The sequence below is a fragment of the Paraburkholderia sp. PAMB 6770 genome, assembly GCF_057748135.1.
Map to the genome: position 1 here is coordinate 3,364,330 of NZ_CM173238.1, position 20,443 is coordinate 3,384,772.

The 20,443-nt window shown below is 67.2% G+C and carries 18 protein-coding genes, 1 tRNA gene and 1 pseudogene; 8 read left to right on the forward strand and 12 right to left on the reverse strand.

Annotated features, from left to right (window positions below):
• Positions 1–84 precede the first annotated feature (84 nt).
• The 7 genes from AC3AP7_RS15190 to AC3AP7_RS15220 form a co-directional block, all read right to left on the reverse strand.
• Entirely contained in the window at positions 85–1,392 is a 1,308-nt protein-coding gene (locus AC3AP7_RS15190) for a solute carrier family 23 protein (protein WP_475761531.1), read from the reverse strand.
• 407 nt (positions 1,393–1,799) lie between these two features.
• Entirely contained in the window at positions 1,800–2,186 is a 387-nt protein-coding gene (locus tag AC3AP7_RS15195; protein WP_475761529.1) for a DUF190 domain-containing protein, read from the reverse strand.
• A gap of 672 nt (positions 2,187–2,858) precedes the next feature.
• Positions 2,859–2,934: transfer RNA gene (locus AC3AP7_RS15200), tRNA-Ala, on the reverse strand.
• Positions 2,935–2,999: 65 nt separating this feature from the next.
• Positions 3,000–3,344 (reverse strand): c-type cytochrome, encoded by a 345-nt coding sequence (locus tag AC3AP7_RS15205; RefSeq protein ID WP_475761527.1) that lies wholly within the window; start codon positions 3,342–3,344, stop codon positions 3,000–3,002.
• On the reverse strand, positions 3,344–4,141 hold the full coding sequence (locus AC3AP7_RS15210) for a BON domain-containing protein (protein WP_475761525.1): 798 nt from the start codon (positions 4,139–4,141) through the stop codon (positions 3,344–3,346). The genes AC3AP7_RS15205 and AC3AP7_RS15210 overlap by 1 nt, the downstream gene beginning before the upstream one ends.
• Positions 4,142–4,161: 20 nt before the next feature.
• Positions 4,162–4,749: a phosphoheptose isomerase gene (locus AC3AP7_RS15215; protein ID WP_475761523.1), complete on the reverse strand. Its 588-nt coding sequence runs from the start codon at positions 4,747–4,749 to the stop codon at positions 4,162–4,164.
• A 182-nt stretch (positions 4,750–4,931) separates the two neighbouring features.
• Complete coding sequence (locus AC3AP7_RS15220; protein WP_475761521.1) at positions 4,932–5,402, reverse strand: YraN family protein; 471 nt, start codon at positions 5,400–5,402, stop codon at positions 4,932–4,934.
• Between AC3AP7_RS15220 and rsmI the strand changes: the two genes are divergently transcribed.
• The gene (gene rsmI / locus AC3AP7_RS15225) at positions 5,401–6,273 is read left to right on the forward strand and encodes a 16S rRNA (cytidine(1402)-2'-O)-methyltransferase (protein WP_475761519.1); all 873 of its coding nucleotides are present in this window, start codon (positions 5,401–5,403) and stop codon (positions 6,271–6,273) included. The genes AC3AP7_RS15220 and rsmI overlap by 2 nt on opposite strands.
• A 192-nt stretch (positions 6,274–6,465) precedes the next feature.
• Here rsmI and AC3AP7_RS15230 read toward each other — a convergent pair whose 3' ends face one another.
• A complete protein-coding gene (locus tag AC3AP7_RS15230) occupies positions 6,466–7,080 on the reverse strand; it encodes a septal ring lytic transglycosylase RlpA family protein (protein WP_475761517.1) in 615 nt (204 codons plus the stop codon).
• 631 nt (positions 7,081–7,711) lie between these two features.
• On the opposite strand from AC3AP7_RS15230, the gene AC3AP7_RS15235 reads away from it, so the two are divergent.
• The 3 genes from AC3AP7_RS15235 to AC3AP7_RS15245 all read left to right on the forward strand — a co-directional run bounded on the left by AC3AP7_RS15235 (position 7,712) and on the right by AC3AP7_RS15245 (position 9,527).
• Positions 7,712–8,356 (forward strand): MBL fold metallo-hydrolase, encoded by a 645-nt coding sequence (locus tag AC3AP7_RS15235; protein ID WP_475761515.1) that lies wholly within the window; start codon positions 7,712–7,714, stop codon positions 8,354–8,356.
• A complete protein-coding gene (locus AC3AP7_RS15240) occupies positions 8,353–8,979 on the forward strand; it encodes a 3'-5' exonuclease family protein (RefSeq protein ID WP_475761513.1) in 627 nt (208 codons plus the stop codon). The genes AC3AP7_RS15235 and AC3AP7_RS15240 overlap by 4 nt, the downstream gene beginning before the upstream one ends.
• Positions 8,980–9,068: 89 nt before the next feature.
• Positions 9,069–9,527, forward strand: coding sequence for an Lrp/AsnC family transcriptional regulator (locus AC3AP7_RS15245; RefSeq protein ID WP_475767902.1), 459 nt, complete (start codon positions 9,069–9,071; stop codon positions 9,525–9,527).
• A 36-nt stretch (positions 9,528–9,563) separates the two neighbouring features.
• Here the strand turns inward: AC3AP7_RS15245 and AC3AP7_RS15250 are convergent, their stop codons facing one another.
• From AC3AP7_RS15250 to AC3AP7_RS15260, 3 genes are all read right to left on the reverse strand, one after another.
• Positions 9,564–10,778 carry a cation diffusion facilitator family transporter gene (locus AC3AP7_RS15250; protein WP_475761511.1) on the reverse strand — a complete coding sequence of 405 codons (1,215 nt, stop codon included), beginning with the start codon at positions 10,776–10,778 and terminating at the stop codon, positions 9,564–9,566.
• A gap of 280 nt (positions 10,779–11,058) precedes the next feature.
• Positions 11,059–11,358, reverse strand: a complete 300-nt coding sequence (locus tag AC3AP7_RS15255; RefSeq protein ID WP_475761509.1) for an H-NS histone family protein — start codon at positions 11,356–11,358, stop codon at positions 11,059–11,061.
• A 388-nt stretch (positions 11,359–11,746) separates the two neighbouring features.
• The gene (locus tag AC3AP7_RS15260; protein WP_475761507.1) at positions 11,747–12,415 is read right to left on the reverse strand and encodes a HugZ family pyridoxamine 5'-phosphate oxidase; all 669 of its coding nucleotides are present in this window, start codon (positions 12,413–12,415) and stop codon (positions 11,747–11,749) included.
• A 209-nt stretch (positions 12,416–12,624) separates the two neighbouring features.
• Here AC3AP7_RS15260 and AC3AP7_RS15265 point away from each other — a divergent pair, with 209 nt between their 5' ends.
• Positions 12,625–13,836: an MFS transporter gene (locus AC3AP7_RS15265; protein ID WP_475761505.1), complete on the forward strand. Its 1,212-nt coding sequence runs from the start codon at positions 12,625–12,627 to the stop codon at positions 13,834–13,836.
• A gap of 639 nt (positions 13,837–14,475) precedes the next feature.
• Positions 14,476–15,867 (forward strand): annotated as a pseudogene (locus tag AC3AP7_RS15270) (collagen-like triple helix repeat-containing protein); the annotation flags it as partial.
• 292 nt (positions 15,868–16,159) lie between these two features.
• Here the strand turns inward: AC3AP7_RS15270 and AC3AP7_RS15275 are convergent.
• Positions 16,160–17,311 carry a branched-chain amino acid ABC transporter substrate-binding protein gene (locus AC3AP7_RS15275; RefSeq protein ID WP_475761503.1) on the reverse strand — a complete coding sequence of 384 codons (1,152 nt, stop codon included), beginning with the start codon at positions 17,309–17,311 and terminating at the stop codon, positions 16,160–16,162.
• 516 nt (positions 17,312–17,827) lie between these two features.
• Here AC3AP7_RS15275 and AC3AP7_RS15280 point away from each other — a divergent pair.
• On the forward strand, positions 17,828–18,526 hold the full coding sequence (locus tag AC3AP7_RS15280) for a dienelactone hydrolase family protein (RefSeq protein WP_475761501.1): 699 nt from the start codon (positions 17,828–17,830) through the stop codon (positions 18,524–18,526).
• Between the two features lie 365 nt (positions 18,527–18,891).
• Positions 18,892–20,382, forward strand: coding sequence for an amidase (locus AC3AP7_RS15285; RefSeq protein WP_475761499.1), 1,491 nt, complete (start codon positions 18,892–18,894; stop codon positions 20,380–20,382).
• Positions 20,383–20,443 lie beyond the last annotated feature (61 nt).

Sequence of the window (20,443 nt, forward strand, 5' to 3'; positions counted from 1 at the left end):
GGTGGCCGCGTTCGCGTGCGGGACATCCGCTTGCGAACGCGGCCGAGTGACGTGTGGGTGCGTGTCACCGCACCTCGGCGCCCCTCAAAGCGCCGGCTGCTGCGTGGTCTTGCGGCGCAGCAGCGCGTGCAGGATGATCGCGCCGAACGTCGCGGTGCCGATGCCGCCAAGCCCGAAGCCGCCGAGCTTCAGCGAGAAATCGCCCGCACCCAGCACGAGCGTGACGGCCGCGACGATCAGGTTGCGGTTATCGGAGAAGTCCACCTTGTTGACGACCCAGATGCGCGCGCCGGTCACCGCGATCAGCCCGAACACGACGATCGACACGCCGCCCAGCACCGGCCCCGGAATCGTCTGGATCACCGCGCCGAACTTCGGCGAGAAGCCGAGCCCGAGCGCGATCAGCGCGGCAATCACGAACGCGAGCGTCGAGTAGATCTTCGTGACCGCCATCACGCCGATGTTTTCCGCGTAGGTGGTGACGCCGGTGCCGCCGGAGAAGCCGGAGACGATCGTCGCGAGCGCGTCGCCGATGAACGCGCGGCCGATGTAGCCGTCGAGGTTCCGCCCGGTCATCGCGCTGACGGCCTTGATATGCCCGAGATTCTCGGCGACGAGGATCACCGCGATCGGCGCGAGCAGCGTCATCGCCTGCGGGTTGAACACCGGCGCGGTGAAATGCGGCAGGCCGAACCACGCGGCGTGCGCGACGATCGCGAAGTCGATCGGCTGGCCGAGGCCCATCCCGTTGGTAACGATCGCGTAGATCACGTAGGCGGCGATCAGCCCCAGCAGGATCAGCAGGCGCTGCACCATGCCGCGCCCGAACACTGCGACCGCCGCGACGCACAGCACGGTGACGAGCGCCATCCACGACGCGAAGTTGCTGCCGCTCACGCTCTTGACCGCGATCGGCGCGAGATTCAGGCCGATCACGCAGACGATCGCGCCGGTCACCGCGGGCGGCATCAGCGTCTCGATCCAGCGGGTGCCGATCGCCATGACGATCAGCCCGATCACCGCATACACGACTCCGCACGCGATGATGCCGCCGAGCGCGACCGCGATGTTCGCGTTCGGTCCGTGGCCGGCATAGCCGGTGACCGCGATCACGAGCCCGATGAACGAGAAACTCGATCCGAGGTAGCTCGGCACACGGCCGCCGACCACCAGAAAGAACAGCAGCGTGCCGATGCCCGACATGAAGATGCACAGGTTCGGGTCGAAGCCCATCAGCAGCGGCGCAAGCACCGTGGAGCCGAACATCGCGACCACGTGCTGGATGCCCATTGCGAGCATCTTCGGCCACGCTAGCCGCTCGTCGATGTTGACGACGCTGCCTTCGGCAGCCACGGGCTGGACGCGCCAGCGCGGAAAGTATGAATCGGCCATGGCCGGGGGCTCCTCTATTGGTGTGTTTTTGGCAGGACGAGGTCGCGATCGGCGCGCGCCCCGCGGCGCGGGCCAACCCAGTGACGAATCACGCGCGAGTGTACGAAGAGCGCCTCGCCCTGGCAAGCAGCGCGCATAATTCCACGCCCCGTCGCGCGGGGCCGGCCCACGCTTCGGGATAGGCGCGTGAAATCAGGCGGATCAAATTTGGGAGTTGTCTGATTGATTCAAATTCGCGTCTGTTTAGACTCAAACGGCTGCGTGCTCACTGTGCGCATGCGATGTTGTAACTCTCCGACTCCCCGCTCACGCCCCACGGTATGAGCGGGTTTTTTTTGTGCCGCGCCGTGTCCGGCCGATGAGCGACGGCGTGTGACGCGATGCGTCGACGCGCACGCATGCGGCGGTCAATCGGGTTGGGACATGTCGTCAGTGCCGGTGCCGGTGCCGGTGCCGGTGCCGGTGCCGGTGCCGGTGCCGGTGCCGAGCAGATCGTATTCGACCGGGCTGCGCGTGTAGAACAGCGGTACGCCGCCGCGACCGAGCGCGTCCAGTAGCGCATCGACATGCGCATCGTCGGCTACGACCGTCACGACCGCCGGCTGCTCCGCCAGTTCGAGAAAGTGCGCCGCATGATACTTGCCGTGCACGTCGATGCGCTCGCTCGCCTCGATAACCGTTGCGCCGTCGATTCCGGCTCGCTGCGTTTCGTCGAGTATCCACTCGACGATCGTCTTGTGATGCGTATGGCGGTTCTGGTTATCCGCGTATATCGACAACTGACTGCCTTTCATCGGGCGCTCCGGTAGGTTCATCGAGCCAGCTGGCTGCAAAATGCCAGCGGGTCGCGCTGTCTAGCATAACCAATGCATGACCGCGGCGGACAGCAAGTGCATACGCACCGCCCGCAAGAACCTTTATTTGACAATAAATGTTCATTATTTCAGTGCATTAGAGATAAAAAATGAGCCTCCGTGTACCTATACGACACATGTGCCCGGAGTACATTTCAACGGTCTGGTGAAGCGCAACGAAGCCTCGACGCGTCCGCACGGACCGTGCTGCCGGTACGCTGGCGCCGTGCATCGGAGACGCCTGTTGGCCCCGGCCCGGGCGGAGAGTGAGCCGGCCTCGCGCCGAGCACCCAGGGAAATATTCAGGATAACGATGCAATCATCGTCTAGCTGGATCGGCTGGGCGCGCGTTGCCCCTGCCGCGCGCGCGAGATGATCGTGCCAGGGCGGCGTTACCGCGCCATCGCTGCCAAGCGGCGCCAGGTCATCCGGCTTTGCGGTTCGCGCGGGACTGCACGCGTTGCCGGTCCGGCGACGTATTGGTGCGAGCCGCATCGGAGCAGTCCGCCGTGGCGCACCGGACCGTTGCGCCGGCCAGCACGGTACGTAGCGAGACGGCCGACCAAAACAAAAAGGGTTACAGGTATTTAGCCTGTAACCCTTTGATTTTCTTGGTGGAGAGGAGGAGGATCGAACTCCCGACCTTCGCATTGCGAACGCGACGCTCTCCCAGCTGAGCTACCCCCCCAACGATTTCGAGATTCTAGCACAAGGTGCCGCGCGTTTGCCATACGGCGCGGCGCGCGGCGTGCTTCATTTCATCGGTGCGCCAGCCAGTACCCAGGCGACGACGGTGCGGATATCCGCATCGGTCATCGACGGATGCGACGGCATCGGAATCACGCCCCAGACGCCCGAACCGCCGTTCCTCACCTTGTTCGCGAGTATGGCCGGCGCCTGCGGGATGCCCTTGTACTTCGCCGCGATCTGATGGAACGACGGCCCGACCCGCTTGCGATCGACCGCGTGGCACCCCATGCACGCATTGGCGCGTGCAATCGCAAGACCGCGCGGCGCGTTGCTCGCGTGCGCCGCCGATACCGTTCCGAGCAGCGCGAGCGCGACGCAGACGCCGCGCCATGACGCGCGCGCGGACATCACTGACTGCTCCCCGGCCCGGCCGGCACCGCAGCAGGGGCGGGCGCGGACGGCACAGGCGCTGGCGAAGCGTCGAGCGGCCGCTCGCTCACTGTCGCGTCGGGCACCGCGCCGACCGTCGCATCGGTCGTCGGCGGGGGCGGCGGCGCAGCCGGTGCGCTGGCGGCCTCTTCGGTCGGCGGGGAGGAGCCGTCCGGCGGCAAGATGTACTGGAACACCTTCACCACCTGCACGACGCCCGGCACTTCGCTTGCCGCATCGGCACCGCGCCGCCCCTCGTCGCGGGTGACGAGGCCCATCAGGTAGATCGAGCCGTTCTCGCACACCACCTTGAAGTTGTTCGCGGACAGGTTTTTCTCGGCCACCAGCGCCGCCTTCACCCGCGTTTCGAGGTAGGAATCGTTGGCGCGCGTGGACAGGTCGGTCGCCGGCCCGATCGTCAGCGCGTTCACAATCGTGTTCACGTTATTGAGGTTGCGCACGATCTGCTCGGCCTGCTGCCGCGACGCATCGTCGGGCACCTCGCCGGTCAGCAGCACGCGGCGGTTGAACACCGTGACGTTCACGTGCGCCTGCTGCGGCAGATTCTCGTTGATCTGCGCGAGCGCCTTCACCTGGATCTCGCGATCTTCGGTTTGCGCGCCGAGCGTGCGACGGTCCGTCGCCATCAGTGCGCCCCCGCCCGCCGCACCGGCGACCAGCAGGAAACAGCCTTGCAGCGACGCCGACAGCGCCGCCGCCATTCCAATCACCAGTGTGGTTCTCACCACGTTCGTCTTGATGCGAAATGCGCTCATCAACTAGCTCTCCGTCGGAATCAGTCTTCGCCAAGCAGCATCGTGTCGATGCCGTCGCACAGGCAATGAATGGTCAGCAGATGCACTTCATGGATACGCGGGATACGCCCGGCCGGCACGCAGACCGAAATGTCGGTGTCGGCAAGCACGTCGTGGATCTTGCCGCCGCCGTTGCCGGTCAGCGCGACGACGATCATTTCGCGTTCGTGCGCGGCCCCGATCGCCGCGAGCACGTTCGCGGCGTCACCCGACGCGCTGATCGCGAGCAGCACGTCGCCGGGCTGACCGAGCGCCCAGACCTGCTTCGCGAAGACCTGCTCGAACGCGTAGTCGCTCGCGATCGCGGTCACCGCGGACGTATCGGCGCTCAATGCGATGGCCGGCAGCCCCGGCCGCTCGCGCTCGAAGCGGCCGATCAGATCGGCGGCGAAATGCTGCGCGCCGGCAGCCGAACCGCCGTTGCCGCAAGCGAGAATCCGGCTGCCGTTGGCGAGCGCCATGAACATCGTGTCGATTGCAGCGGCGATCGGCATCGACAGGGCTTCGAGGGCTTCCAGCTTCAGCGCCGCGCTATCGCGGAAGTGCTGTTGAATACGTTCGACTGACATCGAGTCTCTGTGTGTTACCGCGAATCGGCCGCTCGCACGCGGCCGCGTTGTCAAGACAATGGGTGCCGGCTGCCCCTGCCGGCCGCGCGACCCAGCCCGCCGCGGCACCCGGCGTGCGTACCCGGCAGGCGCGCACGCGAGCGCAAGTTTAGCGCACTCGGATGCGTTCGCCGCGCCGCGCATCAGACTTCGTCGGCCCGGAATGCGTCGCGCAGCCACACGAGCCGCCCCGCTTCGAACGCGACCACGTCGAACCGGCATGCCGGCTGCGCCGTCCCGAGCGCCGCCAGGTAATGCTGCGCGGCGCGCACGAGGCGCCGCCGCTTGTGAACCCCGACGCTCGCCGCTGCGCCGCCATACCCGCTGCGGGCCCGCGCGCGCACTTCGACAAACACCAGCGCGCCGTCCCGGTCGCGCATCACGAGATCGATTTCGCCGCCGCGGCACACCACGTTGCGCGCGACGAACCGCAGCCGCTGCCGCTGCAAAAACGTCAGCGCGCGTGCCTCGAACGCTGCTCCGACGCGTTTGGACTGCACGCGCGTGGAAAAGTTGTCGACCTTCGCGCGCGCTTCCCCGGCGCGGCGCGGAAGTGCGGCGGGGGCGTGGCACAATGGCGCCCTCGGCCCGTCTGTCTGCGTCTTCTGTCTCATGACTCCTCTTTCCGAACTCGCGCAAGGGCAGCACTATCCCGCTGCCGCGCTGTATGTGGTGGCGACGCCGATCGGCAACGTTGCCGACATCACGTTGCGGGCGCTGCACGTGCTCGGACTCGCCGACCGCATCGCCGCCGAGGACACGCGCAACACCGGCCAGCTGCTCGCCCGCTACGGGATCGCGAAACCGCTGGTCGCCGTGCACCAGCACAACGAGCGCGCGGCGGCCGCGCGCATCGTCGAGCATCTGCAGGCGGGCGAACGCGTTGCGTATGTGTCGGATGCCGGCACCCCCGGCATCTCCGACCCTGGCGCGATCCTCGTGGACGCGGTGCGCGAGGCCGGCCTGCCGGTGATCCCGCTACCGGGCGCGAGCGCGCTCGCCACCGCGCTCAGTGCGGCAGGCAACTGGGTGGCGACCTTCTCCTTCCTCGGCTTCCTGCCGCCCAGGGCCAAGCAGCGCGCGGCCGCGCTGCAGGCGCTCGCGGCGCATCCGCATGCGCTGGTGTTCTACGAAGCCCCGCATCGCGTTGCGGAAACCGTTGCGGCGCTCGCAGACACGCTCGGCACCGAACGCAGGCTGCTGATTGCCCGCGAGCTCACCAAGTTACACGAGGCGCTTCACTGCTGCACCCTGGCCGAAGGGCCAGCATGGCTTGCCGCCGATCCGAACCGGCAACGCGGCGAGTTCGTGCTGGTCGTCGAAGGCGCGCCGCCCCATGCGGCGGGCGAGCACGATCACGATGCGCTGCTGGGCTTGCTGCTGGAGGAGATGTCGGTCAGCGGCGCGGCGAAGGTCGCGGCTGCGATCACGGGTGCGTCGCGCAACACGCTCTACACGCGCGCGCTGGCGCTGAAGCAAGACTGACGGGGAAGGACGGTGCGGGGCGCCACGGGCCGGCACCGCGCCGGTTGCTTGGCGGGCGCACCTGGCGCGCTCGTGGCAGGCACACTCACGGCAGGCGCGGTCTGCCGCGCAAGCGAGGTGCCGCCGGCGGCCGGCGCAGCATTGGCACGGCGCTGCGAGGCGCGCCGTGCGGGTTTCGGAAACGCGCTACGCTTACCGGCTCTCGCTATTCGACGCGAGCATCTCGGCCTGCTCGATCTTCGCTTCTTGCGGCGACAGACCGTCGATCTGCACGCGCGCGGTGCCGGCGTGCTTGATATGCAGCATCTGGGCGGCGGCCACCGACAGGTCGATGATGCGGCCGCGCACGAACGGGCCGCGATCGTTGATGCGGACGATCACCGCGCGGTGGTTTTCGGGGTTCGTCACGCGCACGTATGAACCGAGCGGCAGCGTGCGGTGCGCGGCAGTCAGCGCATGCATGTCATAACGTTCGCCATTGGCGGTGCGCCGGCCGTGGAAAAAGCGGCCGTACCACGACGCCCGACCGGTCTGATGAAAGCCGGCCACGTTCGGCGCGCCGTCGGTAAGCGGCTTCGCATCGGCCAGCGACGCGCCGTGCGCGCCCGAGGCAGGCGTGGCTGCGCTGTCGAACGCGGGCGGCGCCGTAAATGCGCCCGAAGTGCCGGAGGCGTCCGTCTGCAGGGCTTGCGTGCCGAGCGGCGCGGTACTGCCTGCCTCGTTCGTCGCGTTCGGCGGCGTCGCGCAGCCGGCGAGCAACAAAAAGGCAAAAAGACTCCCCAGACTTCGGGATGACCGAGTTTTCATAAGACGTGCAATCACAGTGTCGAGCCGCATCACGCGATGGCTGCGTGTTGCTGCGACTCCGGCGGAAACGGGCTCACGCGCGCTGCGCCGCAAAGCGCAGTACGCCAATAGCCCGCACGCGGCACACTACGCCGCTACCGCACGGTTAGTTCTCACGTCTGGCGCAACCTGTCCCCGGCAGCCTGACCAGACCCCACAAGCCGCCTTCGAACATGGCAATCACGTCCGTGCTCGCCCGACAACGGCGCGCAGGAACGGCGGCGTAGGCCCCACCCAGCGTCACGGCGGAAAGCCGTAGCAGGCGCGTGGCGCCTGGCTGGACGAGACGTGTACATCGGAAGCTTCCGATGCTGGATTTGCCGTCGATACGCCGACGGCACTTGCTTGACGGCGATCGGCACCCCATTTTTGGTGGAAATGCATCGCCCTTGTGGCAGTACGGTCTCCCGTACGTATGGGCGCATTATACCCAAAACATAAAGGCAGGACCTCGAACTGCCCCGAATCCCGATGAATTTTCACTATGACGGTAAAAATGGGCATTGTGAAGGCATCCGTTCGGCATATCGTCAGGGGCCTTCGCACGCCGGTACAATCAAGACTTTTCGCCCGGCGCCTCCCGCATCCCGTCATGAAAGTCACGCTGATCCCCGTCACGCCGTTCCAGCAGAACTGTTCGCTGCTCGTCTGCGAGGCAACAGGACACGCGGCGATCGTCGATCCCGGCGGCGACCTCGACCTGATCAAAGGCGAGGTCGCACGCCAGAACGTGACGGTCGAAAAAGTGTTCCTGACGCACGGGCATATCGACCATTGCGCGGGCGCGAGGGCGCTGGCCGCCCACTACGGCGTGCCGATCGAAGGCCCGCACCCGGACGAGCGGTTCTGGCTCGACAAGCTGCCGGACCAGAGCGCGCGCTTCGGCTTTCCGGCTGCCGAAGCGTTCGAACCGGACTGCTGGCTGCACGACGGCGACACGGTCCAGTTCGGCAACGAGACACTCGAGGTGTATCACTGCCCCGGTCACACGCCGGGCCACGTGGTGTTCTTCAGCCGCGCGCATCGTGTTGCGCTGGTCGGCGACGTGCTGTTCGCGGGCTCGATCGGCCGGACCGATTTCCCGCGCGGCAACCACGCCGACCTGATCCGCTCGATCCGCACCCGGCTGTGGCCGCTCGGCGACGACGTCACGTTCGTGCCCGGCCACGGCCCGACCTCGACCTTCGGCGAGGAGCGCCGCACGAATCCGTACGTCGCGGACGGAGTCGGCTCATGAGCGCCGAAATCTATGTGAGCACCGACGTCGAAGCCGATGGCCCGATCCCCGGCCCGCATTCGATGCTGAGCTTCGCATCGGCCGCGTACACGGAAGACAAGCAGCTCGTCGCCACCTTTTCGGCAAACCTCGAACTGCTCGACGGCGCGAGCCCGCATCCCGTCCAGGAAGCCTGGTGGAAAACCCAGCCGGATGCCTGGGCGGCCTGCCGCCGCGACCTGCAGGCGCCAGCCCTGGCGCTGCCGCGCTATGTCGAATGGGTCGAGGCGCTGCCCGGCAAGCCGGTGTTCGTCGCGATGCCGGCCGGTTTCGATTTCACCTTCATGTTCTGGTACATGATGCGCTTCGCGGGCCGCTGCCCGTTTTCCTGGTCAGCGCTCGACATCAAGACGCTCGCCTTCGCGATGACCGGCCTGCCCTACCGCAAATGCATCAAGCCGCGCCTGCCGCAGCGCTGGTTCGACGATCATCCGCATACCCACGTCGCGCTGGACGACGCGATCGAGCAAGGCGCGCTGTTCTGCAACATGCTGGCCGAACTGCACGAGAGCCGCGCGGCTGCGCCGGCCGCGGCAGATAGGGACGACTCAGGGCAAAACGCCGCCGTCAAACCGGCAAATTAGGGAATCTCCCTCGCCAGAGCCGGTCTGCATTGCGTTTCGTTTTCGCGGCCTCTACCATTCAGTCAATGGCGACCGCAACGGAGGCGCAGTTGACACTCGATACGTTCTCTCAAAAGATCCTGCGCCTGTTGCAACTCGACGCGCGCCGCTCGGTCCAGGAAATCTCCGACCAGGTTGGCCTGTCCAGCACGCCGTGCTGGCGGCGCATCAAGGACATGGAGCAGTCGGGCATCATCCAGCGCTATACGGCGCTGCTGGATCGCGAAAAGCTCGGGTTGCACGTCTGCGCGCTCGCCCATATCCATCTGACGCGGCATACCGAGGGCGGCGTCGAACAGTTCGAGCGGGAAATCGCCACCTGCCCGGAAGTCACCGAGTGCTACAGCACCACCGGTGAATCGGACTACATCCTCAAGATTGTCGCGCCGGATATCAAGGCCTACGACACGTTCCTGCACGAGCGCATCTTCAGGATTCCCGCTGTCGCGCAGGTCCGCACGAGCGTCGTGCTGCGCGAAATCAAGTTCGATACCCAGTTGCCGCTGTGATGCGCGCCGCGCCCGGCACGCAGCCGGGCAGCGCCGCTAGGGCGCGCCGCGCCCCGCCTCCGACGCCTGCGGCGCGGCGCCGGTCGCGGGCGTAGCGCCCTCCATCACGCGCGTCACGCTCAGCCGGCGCGCACCGAGCCGGCGTTGCAGCGCGGCGAGGTCGAGCGGCGCAAGCCGCTGCGCATCGTCCTGCGAACCCGCCGGTCCCCGTGCGGGCAGCGTGAGGTCGACGTCGAGCCCGGCACTCAGATAATGCAGATTGGCTGCGGCGAGCCGTTCGCCATGACGCGCAAGCGTCTGTTCGATCTCGGCGAGCACGCGCTCGCGCGGCGGCAGATCGACCGGCGGCCGCGCAAGCGCGTCGTTTTCGGGATCGACGTGGATCAGCGCGTCGAGCACCCGCATATCTTTCAGCACGCGCGCCCGCGCGCTCTCCGCGATGTAGTGCCCCTCCGACACCGAAATCAGCGGATCGACGAGGATGTGCGCATCGACGAGCGCGAGATCGCCCATCTTGCGGGTCCGCAGTTCGTGCACGTCGCGCACGCCGGGGGTGCCCAGCAGCAGCGTGCGCAGCTCGGCGGTGGCCGCCTCGTCGAGCGCGCGATCGGACAGGTCCTGCAGCGCATCCCAGCCAAACGTCCAGCCCATGCGGGCCACCATGAAGCCGACGATCGCCGCGGCGATCGGGTCGAGCAGACGCAGGCCGGCGAGGCTGCCCACGATGCCGATCGCGACCACCAGCGAGGACGCCGCATCCGAGCGCGCATGCCACGCGTTCGCCACGAGCAGCGCCGAGCGCACCCGCTGCGCTTCACGCAGCATGTAGCGGAACAGCGCCTCTTTCGACACGAGCACCAGCAGCGCCACCGCGAGCGCGCTCAGGTGAACCGCCGGAATCTCCTGCACGTGCGTAACGCGCTCGCCGGCGCGCCACAGCATGCCGACACCGACCGCGATCAGCAGCGCGCCGAGAAACAGCGACGCGACTGTTTCATAGCGGCTGTGGCCGTAATTGTGGTCGGCATCCGGCTTTGCGCCGCCATGCCGGTTGGCAAGCAGCACGACAAAATCGGAAACGAGGTCGGCCAGCGAATGGACGCCGTCGGCGACCAGCGCCTGTGAATGCGCGAAGATGCCGACAATAATCTGTAGCAGCATCAACAGCGTATTGAGCACGATACTGACAAGCGTGCTTTTTCGTGCGACCTGCTGCTTCTCTGCCGTTTGGGCGGCGAACGTGGCGGACATGACAGTGTGCGGAATTCGAAATGGCCGAATTCTAACCGCCAGCGTGTGGCAAATTGCTTAAAGCCCCTAAAATTTTCTTTTAAATCATATGCTTATCTAAACGGTAAGCATTCGCGTTTCGAATTCGGATGACATGCGGATCGCCCGCAGGCGTCGGCGCGAGCGGCCCGATGCGTCGCGCCACGCGTCAAAACGCATATTTACAAAAAGAAACCGCCCAGCCGGGGGCCTGGGCGGTTTCTGGTCGCGGCCCGCGAAGACACGGGTCACGTCGAAACACTTAACGCTGGATCAGGAATTTTTCGCGGTCCTTACCGGCAATCCAGCGCGGCGGTTTGCCGCGGCCGGACCACGTGCTGCCGCTATCCGGGTCGCGATATTTCGGCGCCACACCGGCACGCGGACGGCCCGCCTTGGCCGCCTTGCCGCGGCCGCCGCCGAGTTCGGCCAGCGTAATGCCATAATCGGCCATCTTCTGCTTGATCTCGTTCAGCACTTCGGCGTATTCGTGCGCCTTTGCTTCCTCAATCTGCTTTTCCAGCTTCTCGCGTTGTGCGAGCAGTTCCTTGTACGAAGACATAGATTCCCTTGTGGTTTGGATAAAAGCCTCCGGTCTCAAGCCGGTTTGAGCTTTGAAGTGGTTCCCGCCTCGGAATTTGCCAGCGAGATTAACACAAAATAGAAAGCATGGAAAAGCGGGATTCTCCAGTCAATTTTGAATTGTTTCAAAATCGTTCAGCAGAAGTGGCATGGCGCAATCTTGATTAACGATCCTTTTCATCCGGCGCTCGTGTCTGCCCCTACTTTCTCAAAAATATGAGGTTAATTATCGGATCATGAAACCCGAAGATGTCCGCCCCCCGGAAACATTTCATTGGATGACAGCTTCTGCGACGATGCGACGCACCCGGTCCGATTATTGTTCCGCCTGGAGCGGATTCTTTCGCGCCAACACGGCAATTGCCTGATCAGCCCGCCGCCCGAGTGCGTTCAATGCACGCTTCGAGCGCGTCATGCAACGCGTGGGTATCCGCCGCGGGTGAATCGAATGGATACCGCACGCGTGCGCCGTCGACGCGCGCATCCACGCCGTAACGGTCGACGCCGATCGATTCGACCGACGGCGGGCGCCGCGGATGCGCACTGAAAAAGGCCAGCAGTTCCGCCTCTTCTTCTTCGCCGATGGGCGCAAGCGGATCCAGTTCGTCGCCATCGAGCCAGCCCATCGAGCCCAATCCGCCGATGTAGCGCATCCGCTCGGGCGCGAGAGTCCAGAAGCCGAAGTCGCCGAGCGCGAGATACCGGCTCGCATCCGGGTGATAGCGCAGATAGCGCCGCTGCGGCGCGTGCGCGGCGTCGACCGGTTCGAAGCGGCCGAGCAGCGTCACGCGCGCGCCGTTGAGCACGTCGCCGTCGGGCGCATGCGCGACGAGAAAGCCGGCGCGCGGATCGGCGAGCAGGTTGCGCGTGTGCTCGGCAAGACCGCTCACAAGAATCGTCGGCCGATGTCGCGCGTCCGGTGCGAACGGCAAGATCGACGGGTACGGAAAGCCCCCCGGCCGGCGCTCGTGCGTCGCCAGGGTGCCGAATGCGGCCTGATGCAGCAGGTGCAGCGGGGCATGAGCGGGTATCTGCAATGCACGTCCCTCGTGACGGAACAGCGGTGGACCGGTTGCGGCCGCCCGCGCAGTGCGATGACGCGCGATGCAGCGCGGCCGGGCGGCATAGAGCAGATAGTAATGCAGCCTCCCTGCAGGACCCCACGCCATTGGCTAGAATCAGGGCTTCGCTTTCAGCCCGCTTTCTCCCGTGCCCGCGCGCGGGTACATCCGCCGCCGAGCCTGCCGTGTCCGATCACCCGTCCGATCTTTACGCCGCTGCGACCGTCCGCCGCGCGCTGCCTGCGGCTTCGCTGCGCCGGGCGCGCATCGCGACGATGGCGTTGTTCTTCATCGCCGGCATGATGTACGCGTCATGGGGCGTGAACGTGCCGACCGTGCGCGACCGCTTCCATCTCGATCCGGCCATGCTGTCGCTGGCGCTGTTCGCGGTTGCGGGCGGCTCGATCGCGGCGATGGCGACCAATGCATCCTGGATTGCCCGCGTCGGCACCCGCCGCGCGTGCCTCGCCGGCGGCCTGACGATGTCGGCTTGCGCCGCGCTGATTCTCGTCGTGCCGTCCTACTGGCTGCTGCTGCCGGTGCTGGCGATGTTCGGCGCCGGCATGGCGACGCTCGACGTCGCGATGAACGCCGAGGCGAGCGCAGTCGAGGAAGCCGTCGGACGGCCGATCATGTCGTCGCTGCACGGCATGTTCAGCGCCGGCGGGATGGCCGGGGCCGCGGCGGGCGGCGCGCTGCTGTCGCGCGGGATGGCGCCGGCCATGCACATGGCGCTCGCGGCCACGCTGAGCGCGCTGGTCCTGCTCGCCGCGACGCCGGCGGTGCTGCCGCATGTGCCGCACGACAGCCATCCGCACGCGGCGGCGCCGCGCGCGAACCGCTGGCGCTCGATGGCGCTGTGGGCGCTCGGCGCGACGGCGCTGGTCGCCCTGATTGCCGAGGGTGCGATGTACGACTGGGCGACCGTCTACATGCGCGACGTCGTACACGCGACGCCGGCGCTCGCCAGCGCCGCCTACGCCGCGTTTTCCGGCGGCATGGCCGCGGCCCGCTTTGCCGGCGACGCGGTGCGCGCCCGCTTCGGCGCGCCCCAACTGGTGATGGGCAGCGCCTCGCTCGCGTGCGCAGGCATGACCGGCGCGCTGCTGCTGCCCTTTCCGCTGGCCGCGCTGGCCGGCTTCACGCTGATGGGCCTCGGGCTCGCGAACATGATGCCGGTCCTGTTCGCGGCGGCGGCGCGCGTCGACGGCATCCACGCCGCCGAAGGACTCGCGCACGTCGCGGGCCTCGCGTACTTCGGGTTGCTGCTTGGACCGGTGATCATCGGCGGCGTCGCGCAGGTGACGAGCCTGCCGGTGGGGCTGTCGGTGGTCGCGGGGTGCGCCGCGCTGATCGCGTTCGCCGGCCCGAAGGTACTGCGGCGCCTGAAGATCTGAACGCGCGCGGCCCGCGTCGCGCGCGCGGCCGCGCAAGCCGGCCGATACGCGCGCGCCGCACCGTTACAGCGGTGACCGCCGTTACGTTACAGACCGGCGTCGCGCGGTTCTGTTACCCGCCACATCGCTCCGCAGGTCTCCATCGTGCCGCATTGCGTCATCGCGGACACGCTGATTCTTAAGGTTTTTTCCGCCTTGCCACGAGTTGTGCGAGCGATGGCATAGGGTTTGCAGTCTGCTCCTGAACAGCAGGATTTATCGGGAGCGGACATGAACAACAACCCTTGCAGAATGACGGCGATCGCGCTGTGCGTATCGTCGTTGATGATCTTGACAGCTTGCGGTACGACGGTGAGTGGACCGTCGCTCGGCAACGGTGCCGGAAGCGGCGCCCTGACGACGGGTGCGGGCGGTGCCGGCGGCTCCGGCAGCGGCTCGGGAGCGGGCTCGGGAGGCGGCGGCGCGACGCCGACGCCTAGCCCGTCGCCATCGCCATCGCCATCGCCTTCGCCTTCGCCTTCGCCTTCGCCTTCGCCGTCGCCGTCGCCGTCGCCGTCGCCGTCGCCGTCGCCGTCGCCTTCGCCTTCGCCTTCGCCTTCGCCGTCGCCGTCGCCGTCGCCGTCGCCTTCGCCTTCGCCTTCGCCTTCGCCTTCGCCTTCGCCTTCGCCTTCGCCTTCGCCTTCGCCTTCGCCTTCGCCTTCGCCTTCGCCTTCGCCGTCGCCGTCGCCTTCGCCAAGCGCCAACGCGATCGGCCAGGTGCTGAAGCAGGTCAGCAACGTCATCACGGCAACCGGTCAGACCGTGAGCGCCGCCGGCAACCAGGTCGGCACGACAGCAGTTCCGGGCGCCAATTCCGCGACGACCGCCGCGCTCGGCAATGTCGTGTCCAATCTCGGCGACGGCGTGACCGCGCTCGGCGTCGGAGCCGGCAACGGCCTCGGCCAGCTCGGCGACTCGACCGACCCCGTCGGAACTACCGTCGCGAGCACCGGCAATCTGGTCTACGACGCCGGGCAATCCGTCAACAGCGCCGGCCAGCTCGTCACGAGCCTCGGCACCGGCTCGACGGCCCCGCTCAGCCCCCTGACCGCGCCGCTCGGCTCGGCGGTCTCGTCCGCCGGCAACGCTGTCAGCGCGTTGGGCACGCAACTCGGCACGTCGCTGTCGACGGGACCGGTCCAGCAGCTCACCGAGGCCACCAGCACCGCCATCACCCCGATCACCAGCGCGCTCGCGCAGACGACCCAGACCGTCGGTGACACCACGGGGCTCGGCGCGCCGCTCGACGGCCTGCTGTCGACCGTCGGCAATGGACTCGACAGCGCGGGTCAAAAGGTCAGCGGCGCCACCGATAACGCAGTCGGCGAAAATTTCGGCAATGTCGTCAGCAAGCTCGGCGACACGGTGACGTCGGTGGGCGGCCTGCTGACGTCGGGCGCGGGCAGCAGCAATCCGCTGGCTCCGCTGACCGGCATCCTGAATATCGGCGGCGACAGCGGTTCGGGCTCATCGGGCAATCCGCTCGCATCGCTCACCAGCATCCTGACCGCTTTGCCGAGCACGCTGAGCGGCGGCTTGTCCGGCAGCGCCGGCAACCCGCTCGCCCCGCTCACCAGCGCGCTCAGTTCGGTCACCTCCACGTTGACGGGCGGCCTGTCCGGCAGCGCCGGCAACCCCCTCGCTCCACTCACCAGCGCACTCAGTTCGGTTACCTCCACGCTGACGGGCGGCCTGTCCGGCAGCGCCGGCAACCCCCTCGCGCCGCTCACCGGCGCGCTCGGTTCGGTCACCTCCACGCTGTCCGGTGCGGGCAGCGGCGCGACCAGCCCGCTGGCTCCGGTGACGTCCGCACTCGGCTCGCTGAGCGGCACGCAAGGCACAGGCTCGGGCACCGGAAGCAGCGCGTCGAGTCTGCTGTCGCCCGTCACCGGGTTAGTGAGTTCGCTGACCAGCGAACTCGGCAGCACGACCTCGTCGAGCGGCAGCGGCAGTCTGCTGGGCGGACTGAGCACCCTGACCACGAAAAAATAACGACAGCAGCACAAGCAGGGAGGCGCGGCGGACCGGGCAACCGGTCCGCCGTTTGTTTTGCGCGGCTCAAAAGATCGGTGCAGGGTCGGTCGCGCCGGCGCCACGATCCATGAATACGCGGCCCGGCGTGTCGCCCGACGCGTGGCGCAGGCACGAGCGGCGCAAGCACGTGTGGCGCTGCGCGCCGGCACGCCTTCAGGTCAAACAAAAAAGGCACGCGGCCCATGCGGGGCGCGTGCCTTCCTGAATCCGGAGCCGACGGGCAGTGCGCCCGCCGTCACCGCGTCGCGAATTACATCTTGACGACGTCGAGCAGGGTCTTCTTGCCTTGCTTGTAGTCGTACAGCGAGATCACGCCGTGGCGCAGGTCGCCGTGCGAATCGAAGGTCGTTTCGCCGATCACGCCGTGGTAGTCGGTCGACGGCATTTCGGCCAGGATCTTCGCCGGATCGGTCGAGTTCGCGCGCTTCATCGCGTCGACGATGATGTACACCGCGTCATACGTGAACGGAGCGTAGATCTGGATCGGCTGATGGAAACGCTTCTCGTACTTCGCTTCGAACGCCTTGCCGCCCGGCATCTTTTCGAGCGCCATACCCGCTTCCGAGCACACGACGTTGTCGGCTGCATCGCCTGCGAGGTCCGACAGCTTGTCGGTACACACGCCGTCACCCGCGAGGATCTTCGCGCGCAGGCCGAGCTGCTTCGCCTGCTTCGCGAACGGGCCCCCGGTGGCGTCCATGCCGCCGAACATGATCGCGTCCGGGTTTTCGCCCTTGATCTTCGTCAGAATGGCGCGGAAGTCGACGGCCTTGTCGTTCGTCGCGTCATGCGACAGCACCTTCATGCCGAGCGTCTTGGCGGTCTTCTCGAACTCGTCCGCGAGGCCTTGGCCGTAGGCGGTCGCGTCGTCGACGATCGCAACGCTCTTGATGTTCATGTGCTTGGCCGCGTAGTTGGCCAGCGCCGGACCTTGCTGCGCATCGGTCGCGACGACGCGGTAGGTCGTCTTGAAGCCCTGCTGCGTGTAGGCCGGGTTGGTCGCCGACGGCGAGATCTGCACGATGCCCGCATCGCTGTAGATCTTCGAGGCCGGGATCGTGGTGCCCGAGTTCAGGTGGCCGACCACCGCGACGACGTGATCGTCGACCAGCTTCTGCGCCACCTGGGTGGCCGTGCGCGGGTCGGCTGCGTCGTCCTGTGCGTCGAGTACCAGCTTGATCTTCTTGCCGCCGATCACGAGACCCTTGGCGTTGATTTCTTCGACCGCGAGACGTGCACCGTTCTCGTTGTCCTTGCCGAGGTGAGCGATTTCGCCGGTCAACGGCGCGACGTGGCCGATCTTGACGATCTCGACATCGTCGGCCGACGCGGTCGTTGCAAACGACGCGAACAGCGCAGCCGCTGCAGCGATCGGCACCAGCTTTTGAATCTTGATATTCATGTAAGTCTCCAGTTTCGGTCCCAAAAACAACGTAATCGCCTGTGCCCCTGATTCCTGCCCGTATCGCTCTATCCCCTGGGACGATCACGCCGGTTGCATCGTTCATGCACTTGGCAAGCACGTCAGCCGGTCCGTTCGTGGCAGGCGGCTGTGCGTACTTGCGCGCAAGTGTAGGGCATCAAATTAATTTGTGGGATTTTTTTGGGTAAGTGGGATGAACACCAATAGCGTTTATCCGGCAGCATTGCGCGCGGCGCTGATACGCAACGCGCAAAGCGCCTGCCCATGCGGGTTTGCACTCAGCCGCGCGATTTATCGCGCATCCGTGGATCCGCCCGCCGGCGCCGCGCCGCGATTATGCAAAATCGCGTTTGCGCGGCGCAATCGCGCGTCCCGCATTAGACAAAGGTGCGCACCCGGGTTGAGCAGCATCAATGCAAAGCGGATCTTTTAATGGCACACTGACCGCCCGCCGGGGCATTGCCCCGCAAGCACTCGAGATTGAAGGAGCGTGACGTGACTGTGACTTCGCGATGGATCGATATTCCGGCCGGCAAGGATAGCTTTCAGGGCTATCTGGCGCTGCCGAAGAGCGGCAAGGGACCGGCCGTCATCATCATTCAGGAAATTTTCGGCGTGAACAGCCACATCCGCGCGGTCGCCGACCAGTACGCGCAGGACGGGTACGTCGCGCTCGCGCCGGACGTCTTCTGGCGCACGCAGCCGCGCGTCGAGCTGACCTATGCGGGCGCCGACCGCGACAAGGGGATCGAACTGCTGCAGAAGACGGACGTGGGTCTCGCCGTCGCCGACATCGGCGCATGCGCAGCGGCGCTGCGCACGATGCCCGAGGTGAGCGGCAAGGTCGCGGCGATCGGCTACTGCTTCGGCGGACGCCTCGCGTATCTCGCCGCCGCGCAGAAGCTGATCGACGTCGGCGTGGCCTATTACGGCGGTGGAATCCAGAACCAGCTCGACCTCGCGGCGAACATCACGGCGCCGATGCTGTTCCACTACGGCGAACTCGACCACGGCATTCCGGTTGACGCCGTGGGCCAGGTGCAGGAGCGTTTCGCCGGTCGCGACAATACCGAGCTTTACCTCTACCCGAATGCCGATCACGGCTTCAACTGCACCGACCGCGCGACCTACAACCAGCACGCCGCCGCGCTCGCGCACGGGCGCACGCTGGTGTTCCTCGGCACACATCTTTAAGCGGCGCCAGCCCGGGCGCCTTTCCGGGGGTGCCTTTCCGGGGGTGCCTTTCCGGGGGTGCCTTTCCGGGGGTGCCTTTCCGGGGGTGCCTTTCCGGGGGTGCCTTTCCGGGGGTGCCTTTCCGGGGGCGCCTTTCCGGGGGCGCCTTTCCGGGGGCGCCTTTCCGGGGGCGCCTTTCCGGGGGCGCCTTTCCGGGGGCGCCTTTCCGGGGGCGCCTTTCCGGGGGCGCCTTTCCGGGGGCGCCTTTCCGGGGGCGCCTTTCCGGGGGCGCGGCCGGGTGTGCCCGGCGCACGCGGACCGCGCGATGCATCGTCACGCGGTCCGCCTTCATCATCGTTCGATCGTCCCTGCGAGGCGCATCCGGCGTGCTTTCCGATTACCTTGCCCATGACGCGATCGGCCTTGCCGAACTCGTGCGCACGCGCGCGGCGAGTCCGCGCGAACTGCTCGACATTGCGATCGCGCGCGCCGAAGCCGTCAATCCCGCGATCAACGCGATCGTCCTGAAGGACTACGACGCCGCGCGCCGGCGCGCATCGGACCCGCACGCCGGAATGCCGCACGATGCGCCGCTCGCAGGCGTGCCGTATCTGATCAAGGACCTCGGCGCGCCGGTCGCGGGGCTGCCGATGTCGATGGGCAGCCGCCACTACCGCCGCTACGTGCCCACCGACGACGCGCCGGTCGTCGCACTCGCGCGCGCGGCCGGGCTCAACCTGTTCGGCAAGACCAGCACGCCGGAGCTCGGGCAGATGCCGTACACGGAGCCCGAGCTGTTCGGCCCGTGCCGCAATCCGTGGAGTCTCGACCACACGCCCGGCGGGTCGAGTGGCGGCGCGGCCGCCGCAGTCGCGGCCGGCGTCGTGCCGCTCGCGCATGCGTCGGACGGCGGCGGCTCGATCCGCATTCCCGCGTCGTGCTGCGGCCTGTTCGGGCTGAAGCCGTCGCGCGGGCGCGTGCCGTCGGCGGGCGCTGCCGCACCGGGCGAACTCGGAACCGATCATGCGCTGTCGCGCAGCGTGCGCGACAGCGCGCTGCTGCTCGACATTCATTGCGGCCATACGCCGCAGCGGCCGGCGGGCGCACCCGGCACCTTCCTCGGCGCGCTTCGCGAACCGTGCAAGCCGCTCGCGATCGCCTACGTGACCGACCCGATGCTGGCGCCCGCGCTCAGCGCCGATGTGCGCGCCGCGCTCGACGATGCGGCGACGCTCGCCGCATCGCTCGGACACCGGATCGAACCGGTGACGCTCGGCATCGATTTTGACGCGGTGCGCCACGCATTCCTGATCATCAGTTCGATCAGCACGCGCGACATGGTGCTGGGGGCTTCGCGCATCACCGGCCGCAAGCCGGCGCGCAGCGAGTTCGAGATCGCCACGTGGGCGATGGCGCAGATCGGCCGCAAGCTCGGCGAGCGCGAATTGCCCGCGGCGCTGGCCGAACAGCAGCGGATCGCCGCGAGGCTCGCCGACCTGCTGGGCCGCTACGACGTGATCCTGTGCGCCACGCTTGCCGCGGCGCCAATCGGCATTGGCGAAATGCAGCCTACCGGGGCCGAGCGCGCGCAGATGCGCGCCGTCACGACGCTGGCGCTCGAACCGCTGCTGCGGAAAATGCTGGCTCAGGCCGCGGACAAGGCCTTCGCGTGGGCAGGCTGCACCGAACTGTTCAACCTGAGCGGTCAGCCGGCGATGTCGGTGCCGCTCTACTGGAATGCGCGCGGCTTGCCGGTGGGTGTGCAGTTTGCGGCCCGGACCGGAGGCGAAGCCACGTTGCTGCGGCTCGCGGCGCAACTCGAAGACGCGCGGCCGTGGTTCGCGAAACGGCCGCCGCTGCTGCCCGCGCGCTCGTAGCGACACGCGGATACGGCGCCGGTTGTTGCGCGCGAAGAAGGAAGGATGTCAGCGAGTACCG